Here is an 11601-nt window from a genome sequence, read left to right on the forward strand (position 1 = left end):
TGGATCAGATCCTCACGACCGTCGCCCGTCCGATGTGACCGAAACGCTCCGGCTGGCAGGTCAGGACGATGATCTGGGCCCGGCTCCCCACGTCGTTGAGCACGGTCGCGATGGCCCTGACCCGTTCGGGATCGGCGTATCCGAGTGCGTCGTCGATCATGACCGGGGCCCCCTCCTCCGCGTCGACGAGGTCAGCGCACGCGAGCCTGCCGAGCAGCGCGAACTGTTCCCTCGCCCCGACCGACAGGGACTCGAAGGGCACGGTCACGCCGGCGAGGGTTCGGCTCACCATGGCCAGGTCGGGGCTGATCTCGACCTCGAGGTCCTCGCCGAGGACGGGGCGCCCCAACACCTCGATCCGCTCCTTGAAGGGGGCGACGTAACGCAGCTGCGCCTGGTCCCGGTGTCTGAGCAGCGTCTCCCGCAGCCGGGCGACGGCCCGGGCGGCTCTCTCGCGCCCGTCCTGGCGGGCGGACAGGGCCTCCAGCTCCTGCTGCGCCCGGGCCAGCACGTCGTAGGGGCCCGAGGCCATGCGGTCGGCGAGGAGGGTCTCGATCCGGACCGCCTCCCCGTCGAGCTCGTTGATCTCCTTCTCGAGCCGCGCCACGAGGGCCGTCGCGTTGTCGAGACGCAGCCGGGTTCCTGCGGCATCGCTGCGCCGCAACTCCTCCTGGACCGCCTCGACCTGCTCGGTGTGGGCGGCGACCTCCCGCCGACACCTGTCGATCCGTTCGGTGATCGCCTGGTCGGCGCACCGCTCCCGCGCCGCCTCGAGGCGTTGCCTCGCCTCCGCGATGCGCGTGCGGAGCCCCTCCACCCCGGCCTCGTCCCGGATGCACTGCTCACGCGCCACCCGCTCCTGCTGACGCGCCTCCTCCAGTGCCGACCGGGCCTGCCCGAGATCGGCCGCCGCCTGCTCGTGCTCCCGGTCCAGGGCCTCCCGGTCGTCGGCGGGGGTGAGGGTCGTCTCCTGAGCCTCGAGGTGCTGCCGGATCGTCTCCGCCCTGGCTCGGAGCACGGCTGCGTTGTCGCCTCCCAAGGCGAGCCTCAGTTCCGTCTCCGCCTCATCCCGCTGGGATCCGAGTTCGCGGCTGCGTGAGTCACGTCGACGGGCCTCGTCAACCGTGCTGGCCCCGATCTCGGCGAGGAGGGCGTCACGGGAGTCGAGGGCGTCACGGTGGGCGCGCTCGAGGTCCTCCATGTCCATCCCGGGGTCGAGCTCCAGCCGGAGTTGCCCGGGCACCTCAATGCGCATCGGCCGGGTGATCCTCGCCTCCCGGACCCCGGGCGGTGCGCCTTCGTCGTCGATGAGGACCTCGCCGAGCACCTCGAGCCGGACCCGGGCGGCGACCGCCTCGACGCGGCTCTCGGCGAGGCGACACTCCACCTCGGCCTGTTCGAGTCGCTGGATGAGACCGCCGTCGACCCGCCCCGCCTCGAAGGCGGCCGCGGCGGCTGCCACGGCCTCCTCCGCCTGCTCGATCCGGGCCAGGCGCTCCGTCAGGTGGGTCAGTTCCTCCGCCTGGCTGCGTCGTCGCTCCACCTCGTCGAGGTCGCGGAGCCGCTGGGTGATCCCGGCGAGCCGTCCCTCAGCGGCGTCCCTGGCGGCCAGGGCGGCCCCGGTCCCGGCCTCCGCCTCGGCCCGTCGTCCTCGACGTTCCTCGAGGGCCTCCTCGGCTGCCGCCAGCTCGTCCTCCCAGCCGGACACCGTGGAGATGAGTTCCCGGCGCTCCTGGTCGGCGTGCTCGCCCCGCTCGAGGTCGGCGCTGGCCCGGGCCGCCAGGTCCTCGTGTTCGGCGAGGCGTGTCCGCAGTCCGGCGAGGCGCTCATCGCTCCTCGCGATTTCGGCCAACTCCTCCCCCGCCTCGTCGAACCGAGTCGCCACGTCCCGGCGTTCACCCCGGTTGCGCTCGTGCTCCGCGGACAGCCGTTCCACCTCGTCATGGACGCTCCTGGCCCGCTCGACCTCCTCCTGCAGCCGGGCCAGTTCCTGCGCCCCCTTCTGGTACTCCCCCGTGGGTCTGCCCGTGGCGGTGAAGTAGCGCTGGTACTCCCGTTCCACCGCGGCGAGGAGGGTGTCATGATCGGCGACGGGGAGGCTGGCGTCGTCCAGGGCGCGCCGAAGCGAGGGCAGCTCGACCAGTCGGCCCTGGGTCAGGGAGTCCCCCTGGGTCATCTCCAGCGCCGAGAACAGTTGCCCGTCGACGTGCTCGTCGAACAGTTCGAGGAACCGGTCGTGGGCCTCGTCGCCGGTGAGGGATTCCGGGTGGGGCCCCCGCACCTCCAGGGTGGTCCGAGGGACCCGCAGCCATCTCTTGGTGTGGACCACCGTGTGCGGCCCCAAGGTCATCTCCACCTCGACCTCCGGCCCCTCATCCCTGTCGACCGGTTTCACCCGGCGAATGGGGGCGGCGTTGGAGGAGGACTTGTACGCCCGCAGGAGACGGAGCCCCTCCATGAGCGAGGACTTCCCGGCCTCGTTGGGCCCCTGGACGATGGTGATGCCGTCCGGGAAGTCCACGGTTCGCTCCCGGGTTCCCCGGTAGTTCCTGAGAGTGATGCGGCGCAGTCTCATCGCGTGCCCTCCGTCAGTCGGTGGAGAAGTCCGAGCGCATCGCGGGCCGTCTCATCCGTCGGGGCGGCCGCGACGAGTTCGGCGACGGCGTCCTGGGCGAAGCCGGACAGCTCCAGGGAGGCGAAGTCGTGGTCGTCCGCCACGACGGCCAGGTCCGTGTGACGTTCCCAGGTCCCGAGCCGCGCGAACAGGGATCCCAGATCCTCGAGTTCATTGCGGAGCCTGGCGTCCTGGGTGACGGAGAGGGTGCCGCGCAGCACCAACCAGACCGCCGTGCGGTCCTTGGCCGGGAGAGAGGACAACTGGGCGACGAGGGTGTCGATGTCCTCGTCCGAGGACAGTTCCTGCTCCACCACCCGGAAACTCCAGGACCCCACCCGGACCCGCTCCACCGTCCCCTCGTGGAGGGCGACGACGAGGACGTTCCCCGGATCCGTCTCGTGCCGATCCGTCACCTCCGGCGTCCCCGGGTACCAGAAACGCGGCAGGATCTCGGTCGTTGAGTGCCGGTCCCCCACGACGGCGAAGTGGATCCGCCCGTCCGCCAGGGCGGTCGCCACGGCATCCTCGTCGATGGTCGCCACGGCGGTGCGATCCGGGTTCAGACTCGTCACCGCGCCGTGGGCGACCAGGACGCGTCGTACGCCCTCCCTCACCGGGGTGAGAGTCTCGAGCGCGGCTGCGACGAGATCGGTCGTGGGGCGTTTGCTGCGCCATGGGACGGCGACGACCTCGACCCCGGGAACGACCTCGATCGGGGTCTCGGACCGGGCCACGGTCACGTGGTCGGGGCATCCCCTGAGAAAGGCGGGATCGTCGTGGATGGCGGTGGCATCGAGCGGATCGTGGTTGCCGGGGACCAGCACCACCGGCACCGGGATGGAACGCAGGGCCTCGAAGGTTCGCAGCAGGACGGAGCGGTCCAGGAGGTTGGACTCGAAGATGTCCCCCGCCACCACCACGAAGGCGGCATCCCGCGATCGCGCGACCTCTCCGATCCGGGCCACGACGTCGAGGCGCGCCTGCTGGTAGCGGATGCGGGCATCGTCGTTGAGGAACCGTGCCGCCATGCCCAGCTGCCAGTCGGCCGTGGCGATGAACACCGTCTCGTCCATGGGTCGAGGTATATCAGGTCCCCCACAGCCTGGAGGGGATTGCGCCGCGATTCAAAGGATGTCAATATCTGCGTATGAATGCAGATACGTCCAATGGCGCCGGGTACGCCGGGGAGTACATCGATCTCGCCGTGGAGGTGTTCTCGATGCTCGCCGAGCCGACTCGCATCAGGATCGTGCTGGCCCTGCAACATGGCGAACTGTCGGTGGGACAGCTTGCCGACGCCGTCGGCAAGGCCCCCGCGGCGGTCTCCCAGCACCTGGCGAAGCTGCGTCTGGCCCGCATCGTGACGACCCGGCAGGACGGGCAACGGGTCTACTACAGCCTGACCAACGAGCACGCGATCGAGCTCGTGACCAACTCCCTCCAGCAGGCCGAGCACGCCCTCGACGACTCGCCGTCACACCACCGGCTCCCCTGATGATCACCGCCCTGCGCAACGCCACCTACGCCCGGCTGTTCGCGGCCCAGGTGGTTGCCCTGCTCGGGACGGGTCTCCTGACCGTCGCCCTGGGTCTGCTCGCCTTCGAACTGGCCGGATCCGACGCGGGCGGGGTCCTCGCGACGGCGCTCACCATCCGGATCCTCGCCTACGTCCTGGTGTCCCCCGTCATGACGGCGGTGGCCTCCCGGCTGCCGCGCACGGCGGTGCTCGTCACGGCCGACGCGGTGCGGGCCGTCATGGCGCTCGCCCTGCCGTTCGTCACCGAGATCTGGCAGGTCCACGTTCTCGTCTTCCTGCTCCAGGCCGCCTCGGCCACCTTCACCCCGACCTTCCAGGCGACGATCCCGCAGGTGCTCCCCGACGAGGAGGAGTACACGGCCGCCCTGACCCTGTCCCGCCTCGCCTACGACCTGGAGTCACTCGTCTCCCCCGTCATCGCCGCCGTCCTGCTCGGGGTCATGGGTTTCCACAGACTCTTCATCGGCACCGCCATGGGTTTCGTGGCCTCCATCGTCCTGGTGCTCGCGGCCCGGCCCCCGGCCCCCGTCGCCACGCCCGCCACGCCGTTCAGGGAGCGCCTCACCCGCGGCACCCGGCTGTTCCTCGCCTCCAGCGAGCTCCGGGGACTCCTCGCCCTCAACGTCGTGGTGGCCTGCGGGGTGAGCATGGTCCTCGTCAACACCGTGGTGCTCGTGGAGGGGCAGCTCGGGGCGGGGCAGGCCCAGGTGGCCTGGCTGCTCGCAGCCCACGGCGCCGGGTCGATGGTGGCCGCCCTGACGATCCCACGCCTCCTGCGTCGCTTCGCCGATCTCGAGGTGATGACCTTCGGCGCGGTCGTCGTGGCAGGAGGACTGGGACTGGCGGCCCTGGCCATCCACACCCCACCCGGGATGGCGCAGTGGGCGTGGCTGGCGTTGACCTGGGCCCTCATCGGGGCGGCCGTGTCCATGGTGGGCACCCCCTCCTCGCGGCTGCTCCGTCGCGCCTGCGAGCCCAGCGACCATCCGGCCGTCTTCGCGGCCCAGTTCTCCCTCAGCCACGCCTGCTACCTCCTCACCTATCCCGCCGCGGGCTGGCTCGGCATCGCGGTGGGGCTTCCCCTGACGGCCGTTCTCCTGAGCCTGCTGTCCACGATCGCCCTGCTGGCGACGGCACCGCTCATGGGGCGGGTCCACCGTCCTTCGCCGCACGAGCGATAACGTGGAGGTCGCAGTGGCCGGACCGGCCACTCGATGCGGGAAAGGGACAGCTGATGGCCGTGGTGGAGCCGCTCTCGGTGACCGAGTTGTTCAAGGTCGGCATCGGCCCCTCCTCCTCCCACACCGTGGGCCCGATGCGCGCGGCGGCCCACTTCGCCTCGCTGCTGGCCGGGGAGGGTGTGCAACCCGGGGGGCTTGACCTCACGGTGCGGCTGCTCGGCTCCCTGGGGGCGACGGGGCGCGGCCACGCGACGGATCGCGCCGTGCTGCTGGGCCTGAGCGGCCACGATCCCGAGACCGTGGGGATCGAGGTCGTGGAGACGATCATGGCGGAGATCGCCGGGACGGGGCGCCTCCTCATCCCCGGCGTCGGGCCGGTCCCCTTCGATCCGGCGAGGGACCTGCGCTTCGAGCCCGCCACCCGACTCCCCCACCACGCCAACGCCCTGGTGATCGCCACGTCGGCAGTGACCCGCACCTACTACTCGGTGGGGGGTGGTTTCGTGGAGATGCAGGTAGGCGACGCACCCGACGTGGTGGTCCCGCTGGAGACAGGGCCGCCCCTCGCGTCGTCCCTCCACCCCTACACGACGGCCGCGGAACTCGTCGGCGCCTGCGATGCCACGGGCCTCGGGGTCGCCGACCTCGTCCGGGTCAACGAGCACCACCGTCTAGGCCCCGAACGGCTGGAGGAGCATCTCGACCTGGTCGCCAACACGATGCTCGACTGCGTCGATGCCGGCCTCGTGGCCGAGGGCGAGCTGCCGGGTGGACTCAGGGTGCGGCGTCGGGCGAAGGAGCTGGCCCGACGACTCGGGCAGCGCGCCCGCCAGGAGCCGACGGAGGGGGCGGGGGTGAAGCACTGGGCCGCGACGCCGGTCGACCCGATGCGGGCAATGGACTGGGTCAACCTCTACTCGTTGGCCGTGAACGAGGAGAACGCCGCCGGTCATCGAGTCGTCACAGCACCCACGAACGGCGCGGCCGGGGTGATCCCCGGCGTGATCGGTTTCCTCGTGTCCTACTGCCCGGAGGCGGGGGTGCCCTTCGGTTCCTTCACCCCCGTGAACGAGGAGGGTTTGACGCCGTTCCGGTTCACTCCCGGGGAGGTGGAACCCGCCGCCCGCCAACGGCGGCGCGCGGTCCACGACTTCCTGCTCGCCGCCACGGCCGTCGGGTCACTCATCAAGAACAACGCCTCCATCGCCGGCGCGGAGGTCGGCTGCCAGGGCGAGGTGGGCTCTGCCGCCGCCATGGCGGCGGCAGGCCTGGCCCAGGCCCTCGGCGGCTCCCCGCGTCAGGTGGAGAACGCCGCCGAGATCGCCATGGAGCACTCCCTCGGGTTGACGTGTGACCCCGTCGGTGGGCTGGTTCAGGTGCCCTGCATCGAACGAAACGCCATGGCCGCCATCAAGGCGATCAACGCCGCGCGCATGGCCATGTGGGGCGACGGGGAGCACCGGGTCAGCCTCGATGCCGCCATCGAGACCATGCGGCAGACCGGGGCGGACATGCTCTCCAAGTACAAGGAGACCTCCTCGGGCGGTCTCGCGGTCAACGTCGTGGAGTGTTGACGGGAAACCGCTCAGCCCCGAGGCGGCTGTCCATGGCCGCCCTGCTGGGGCGGCTGACCGAACCCACCCTGCTGAGGCGGCTGACCGTACCCACCCTGCTGGGGCTGCCCGAACTGCGGCGGCTGCTGACGGTATCCCTGCGGCTGACCGTAACCACCCTGCTGGGGCTGGCCGAACTGCGGCTGCCCGGGGACACCGGAACGGGACCGGCCGAGGACCTTGACGAGTTGGAGCACGCACCCGACCATCAACGCCAGGGAGCCCAGTATGAGGATGTAGAGCCCCCACTGGAAGCCGATGGCCTCCCCGAAGGGCCCCAGCTTGGACTTGACATCGGCGATCTTGGCGAAGACGACGATGAGGACGATGAGCACCATCCCGGCCGCCACCGTCGCAACGATGGCCGGCCAGACCTGCGCCCGCAGGGAGGGCACGAAGGCGTTCACCGCCAATGCGCCTCCGGCGATGAGGGCCAGGGGCAGCACGATCCACCCCATGTCGTCGAACGCACCGACCGAGGCCGAGTTTCCTGCGAACTCCGCACCGGCCCATGGCCCGAAGCAGGAGAGCACCACCAGGAACGCGCCCACCAGACCCACGATCACCCCGATGGGAAGGGGCATCGGCGTCGCAGGGGCGCCGAAGTGGGGAGGTTGCTGACCTCCGGGCTGCATCGGGTACTGGGGCTGCATGGACATGGGCGTCCTTCCTGGTCGGTGTTGATTCCCACAGGCATCATGGACCCTTTGAGGGTGCTGGCGCCAGTCCTCCCCCGTGTCCTCACGAGTCGAAGGCGACGGCGCGGGCCACCACCCGCTGGTCGAGGCTCAGTTCGACGAGGGTGCCACGTGCCGACTGCGGAAGCCTCACCACCTCGTAGGCCCGGCCGGAGTCGATCGTGACCACACCGTCGACAACGTCCGCTCCGGGGTGGCCGATCCGCCCATCGACCCGCACCCGGACCCGGGCCTCGCTCGGGGCATCCAGGACGACGGCCATCGTCCTGCCGTCGAACCGGTAGCGCAGCGTCGCCCCTTCGGACAACGCCGTGACGGCCTCCTCGTTGACCTGCCATTCCCCTTCCAGGTGCCACTGGTGGGAGCTGAGCTCCCCTCGCGGCCCGTAGTCGATGCTGTGGGGATCCAGGTCCGGGGCGCCCTTGTAGCCCACCGCCAGCCCCGCCGCCAGGACGGTCCCCGGGGAGACCGCCGGTTGCTCGACCGTTGTCGGGGACGAGGCCGCCAGTGTTCGGGCCGAATGAGCGGGTCCCCTGGGCGGCGTCCCCTCATGAGGAGCAGGCGCAGTGTGGGCCAGGGCGAGGAGCAGGCCGAGGAAGCCCGCCAGCGCCAGCCCCCAGAGCAGTCCGCGACGACACCTGGTCACCTCAGCTGGCCGAACAGGTCGTTGAAGGCCTCGGTCATGGACGGGTGGGTCCAGATGCCGTCACGGAGATCGGCCGCCGTGGCCCCGGCCCGCATGGCGAGCGCGATGGTGTTGATGACCTCGTGGGCGTCGTGGGCCAGGAGCGTGGCGCCAAGGATCTGGTCGGTCTCGGCGTCGACGACGGCCTTCATGACCCCACGGGTCTCCTGGACGATCCTGGTCCTCGGGACGATCACCATGTCGGCCACCCGACGGACGGCGGTGCGCACCGCACGTCCTGACGCCTCCGCCTGGGCGAAGGTCAGGCCGACATGGGCCAGCGGCGGGCTTGTGAACACCACACTGGGGACAGCAACCCGATCCCTCGTCGACCGAAGGCCGTCGCCCTCGAGCTGGTCGAGCACGACGCGGTGATCATCCAAGGAGATGTAGGTGAACTGGGGGCCACCGTTGACATCCCCGACGGCGAGGACGTTGGGGGCGGAGGTCCGGCAGTACTCATCGACGACGACCTCGCCCCGTTCCCCCACCTCGATACCCGCAGCGGCCAGGTTGAGTCCATCCGTCACGGGTCGGCGTCCCAGCGCCGCCAGGACCATGTCACCTTCCACCTCGTGGCGGCGCCCGGCCCCGTCGTTGTGGAACACCTTCACCCGGTCGCCGACGTCGAGGATCTGCGACGCAGCCGCCGACGTCAACACCGTCACCCCCGCCGCCTCGAGCAGTTCCCGCACCTCCTGCGCGATGTCCGCGTCCTGGGTCTCGAGCAGTCGCTCGCCTCGGTGGATGAGCGTGACCCTGGTCCCGAAGGCGGCGTGGGTCGTTGCGAACTCCACGCCGATGTAGCCGCCGCCGACGATGATGAGGTGATCGGGACGTTGGCGCAGCGCCAGGGCCTCGGTGCTGGTGACGACGTGGCGACTCTCCCGCAGCCCGGGGATGGGTGGCAGCACTGAGGCTGCCCCGGTGTTGATGATGATGGTCGGGGCGCGGACGATCAGTTCGTCCTCACCGGCCGAGACCGCCAACGTGGTGGCGTCGATGAAACTCGCCCGCCCGGTGATGACGGTGGCCGTCTCGGGGGAGTCGAAGATCTGGAAGTTCTTGGCACGCATCGCAGCGGTGAGGCTGCTGACCCGTTCGGCCGCGGTCTCGAACCACTCCTTCGGGTCAGTTCCCGTCCCGGGATGCGAAGCGGCCCAGGACAGGGCCTTGCTCGGGACGCAGCCGATGTTGATGCAGGTGCCGCCGTACATCTCCGAGGACTGCTCGATGAGGGCCACCCGCCGACCTCGCGCGGCCAGTGTTCCCGCGAGGGTCTTGCCTCCCTTGCCGAATCCGATGACGGCCAGATCCACCTCGATGTCGTGCGAACTCATGCTGCTCCTCGCTGTCGTTCCTGGTCGGTTCCGCTCAACCCGTCAAGGGCATTCCACCACACCCCTCAACTGATAACGCATCTCAATATGGTGTACGGTGCAGGGCGTGATTCCCGAAGGTCGACGTCACTGGGCACAGACGATCGTGGTGCTGTCGCTGCCGCTGGCGACCGTCGCCACGATCGTCCTCGCCAGCGCCCTCGGCCCCATCCAGACACCGCCCCGGGCGGTGCTGCAGGTACTGGCCCACGTCGCCGGTCTGCCGACTGGTCTTCCCGATCCGGTCCAGTTCCATCTCATCCACACGGTTCGTCTGCCCCGGGTCCTGCTGGCGGCCCTGTCGGGCGCCACCCTCGCGGTGGCAGGAGCCGTGATGCAGGCCGTCTTCCGTAATCCTCTTGCGGAACCCGGCATCACCGGGGTCTCGGCCGGAGCGGCGGCCGCCGCCGTCGTGGCCATCATCTCGGGCAGTGCAGCGGCGCTGCCGTGGTCCCTACCCATCGCCGCCTTCCTGGGCGCGATGGGCGCAGTGGCCATCGCCCAGAGCGTCACCGCCCTGGCCCGGGGATCCGCAGCGATGCTGCTGCTCGTGGGCATCGCGCTCAACGCACTGCTCGGGGCCGTCATCTCCTTGGCGATCACGAACGCCCCCAGCGCTGAGGATGCGCAGCAGGCGATCTTCTGGCTCAACGGCGACATGACGGCCGCCAACTGGGACGACATCCGACTGGCGACGCTGCCCGCCCTGGCCGGCATGGTTCCGCTGCTGTTCTTCGCTCGGGAGCTCAATCTGCTGCTGCTCGGCGACGATGCCGCCGCCACCACTGGTGTCCCCACGGCCGTCATCCGGCAGATCCTGCTGGCGCTCGCGGCGCTCGCGGTCGCGGCGACGGTGGCGGTGACCGGAATCATCTCCTTCGTCGGACTGGTGGTGCCCCATCTCGTCCGGCTCACCCTCGGCCCGGATCACCGAAGGCTGCTTCCGGTCAGCATGGCGGTGGGAGCCATCTTCCTCGTCCTGGCGGATCTGGCGGCTCGACTGACCTTCGAACCCGTCGTGCTCCAGACCGGGGTGGTCACCGCCCTGGTCGGATCCCCCATCCTGTTGGCCCTCATCATCAAGCAGGCGAGGCAGCTGTGATGGAACTTCGTGCCGTGTCCCTCCAGGTACGTCTGGGTGGTCGACCCATCCTGCGAGGCATCGACCTGACAGCTCGTCCGGGCGAGGTGCTCGGGCTCATCGGCCCCAACGGTGCGGGGAAGTCCACCCTGCTGCGCACCATCGCCTGTCTCATCGCACCCGCGAGCGGATCGGTCCTCGCCGGTGCCGAGGAGTTGCGTTCCCTGCCCCATCGTCGGCGGGCCCGTCTGGTCTCCTTCCTGCCCCAGGACACCACGCTGGCCGCGAACTTCCGGGTTCGCGACCTGGTCGCCCTGGGCAGATACGCCCACCTGTCACGGTGGAGCGCCCCGACGAGCACGGATGCCCGGGTCGTTGACCAGGCCCTCGGCCGAGCCGGGGTCGAGGAGCTGGCCAACCGTCCCGTCGGGACCCTCTCCGGTGGGCAGCGCCAACTCGTCATGGTGGCGAAACTGCTGGCCCAGGACGCCAGGATCGTCCTGCTCGACGAACCCGTCAGCGCCCTCGACATCGCTTATCAGCTCCAAGTCATGCGCCTGCTGCGTTCACTGGCAGCGGATGGTCACACCGTGGTGGTCGTTCTCCATGACCTCAACCTGGCGGCGCGGGGGTGCGACCGGATCGCCATGCTCCGCGACGGTCTTCTCCATCGCATCGGTTCCCCCACGGAGGTGCTGAGCGAGGAGGCCGTCAGCGAGGTCTACGGCATCACCTGCCACATCGACTCGCAGCCGGACAGTCGACGACCCCGTGTCACCGCCCTGTTGTGAAACCCTCCACCTGGAAAGG

General features: G+C 70.1%; 10 protein-coding genes. 5 read left to right on the forward strand and 5 right to left on the reverse strand.

Features of this window, described 5'->3' with window-relative positions:
* Positions 1-4: 4 nt before the first annotated feature.
* Both EII35_RS16625 and EII35_RS04580 read right to left on the reverse strand, forming a co-directional pair.
* On the reverse strand, positions 5-2575 hold the full coding sequence (locus EII35_RS16625; RefSeq protein WP_125227290.1) for an ATP-binding protein: 2571 nt from the start codon (positions 2573-2575) through the stop codon (positions 5-7).
* Positions 2572-3690 (reverse strand): metallophosphoesterase family protein, encoded by a 1119-nt coding sequence (locus EII35_RS04580; RefSeq protein WP_125227291.1) that lies wholly within the window; start codon positions 3688-3690, stop codon positions 2572-2574. The genes EII35_RS16625 and EII35_RS04580 overlap by 4 nt, the downstream gene beginning before the upstream one ends.
* Before the next feature lie 74 nt (positions 3691-3764).
* Here EII35_RS04580 and EII35_RS04585 point away from each other — a divergent pair, with 74 nt between their 5' ends.
* From EII35_RS04585 to EII35_RS04595, 3 genes are read left to right on the forward strand one after another with little or no spacing between them, the layout of a single operon-like run.
* The gene (locus EII35_RS04585) at positions 3765-4112 is read left to right on the forward strand and encodes an ArsR/SmtB family transcription factor (RefSeq protein ID WP_125227292.1); all 348 of its coding nucleotides are present in this window, start codon (positions 3765-3767) and stop codon (positions 4110-4112) included.
* Positions 4112-5335: an MFS transporter gene (locus EII35_RS04590; RefSeq protein ID WP_125227293.1), complete on the forward strand. Its 1224-nt coding sequence runs from the start codon at positions 4112-4114 to the stop codon at positions 5333-5335. Before EII35_RS04585 ends, EII35_RS04590 begins: the two co-directional genes overlap by 1 nt.
* A 53-nt stretch (positions 5336-5388) precedes the next feature.
* Complete coding sequence (locus EII35_RS04595) at positions 5389-6909, forward strand: L-serine ammonia-lyase, iron-sulfur-dependent, subunit alpha (protein ID WP_125227294.1); 1521 nt, start codon at positions 5389-5391, stop codon at positions 6907-6909.
* An 11-nt stretch (positions 6910-6920) separates the two neighbouring features.
* Here the strand turns inward: EII35_RS04595 and EII35_RS15835 are convergent, their stop codons facing one another.
* The 3 genes from EII35_RS15835 to EII35_RS04610 all read right to left on the reverse strand — a co-directional run bounded on the left by EII35_RS15835 (position 6921) and on the right by EII35_RS04610 (position 9671).
* On the reverse strand, positions 6921-7607 hold the full coding sequence (locus EII35_RS15835; RefSeq protein WP_185744165.1) for a hypothetical protein: 687 nt from the start codon (positions 7605-7607) through the stop codon (positions 6921-6923).
* A gap of 82 nt (positions 7608-7689) precedes the next feature.
* Positions 7690-8292, reverse strand: coding sequence for a hypothetical protein (locus EII35_RS04605; RefSeq protein WP_125227295.1), 603 nt, complete (start codon positions 8290-8292; stop codon positions 7690-7692).
* A complete protein-coding gene (locus EII35_RS04610) occupies positions 8289-9671 on the reverse strand; it encodes an FAD-dependent oxidoreductase (protein ID WP_125227296.1) in 1383 nt (460 codons plus the stop codon). The genes EII35_RS04605 and EII35_RS04610 overlap by 4 nt, the downstream gene beginning before the upstream one ends.
* Before the next feature lie 106 nt (positions 9672-9777).
* Between EII35_RS04610 and EII35_RS04615 the strand changes: the two genes are divergently transcribed.
* Both EII35_RS04615 and EII35_RS04620 read left to right on the forward strand, forming a co-directional pair.
* Positions 9778-10812: a FecCD family ABC transporter permease gene (locus tag EII35_RS04615; protein ID WP_221739678.1), complete on the forward strand. Its 1035-nt coding sequence runs from the start codon at positions 9778-9780 to the stop codon at positions 10810-10812.
* Positions 10812-11582, forward strand: coding sequence for an ABC transporter ATP-binding protein (locus tag EII35_RS04620; RefSeq protein WP_125227297.1), 771 nt, complete (start codon positions 10812-10814; stop codon positions 11580-11582). Before EII35_RS04615 ends, EII35_RS04620 begins: the two co-directional genes overlap by 1 nt.
* Positions 11583-11601: the final 19 nt, after the last annotated feature.

This window comes from Arachnia propionica, from assembly GCF_003932785.1.
GTDB lineage: Bacteria > Actinomycetota > Actinomycetes > Propionibacteriales > Propionibacteriaceae > Arachnia > Arachnia propionica_B.

Coding starts and splice junctions, on each gene's coding strand:
- EII35_RS04610 (WP_125227296.1), bottom strand. CDS start 9,671: ATGAGTTCGCACGACATCGAGGTGGATCTGGCCGTCATCGGATTCGGC.
- EII35_RS04580 (WP_125227291.1), bottom strand. CDS start 3,690: ATGGACGAGACGGTGTTCATCGCCACGGCCGACTGGCAGCTGGGCATG.
- EII35_RS04620 (WP_125227297.1), top strand. CDS start 10,812: ATGGAACTTCGTGCCGTGTCCCTCCAGGTACGTCTGGGTGGTCGACCC.
- EII35_RS04595 (WP_125227294.1), top strand. CDS start 5,389: ATGGCCGTGGTGGAGCCGCTCTCGGTGACCGAGTTGTTCAAGGTCGGC.
- EII35_RS15835 (WP_185744165.1), bottom strand. CDS start 7,607: ATGTCCATGCAGCCCCAGTACCCGATGCAGCCCGGAGGTCAGCAACCT.
- EII35_RS04590 (WP_125227293.1), top strand. CDS start 4,112: ATGATCACCGCCCTGCGCAACGCCACCTACGCCCGGCTGTTCGCGGCC.
- EII35_RS16625 (WP_125227290.1), bottom strand. CDS start 2,575: ATGAGACTGCGCCGCATCACTCTCAGGAACTACCGGGGAACCCGGGAG.
- EII35_RS04585 (WP_125227292.1), top strand. CDS start 3,765: ATGAATGCAGATACGTCCAATGGCGCCGGGTACGCCGGGGAGTACATC.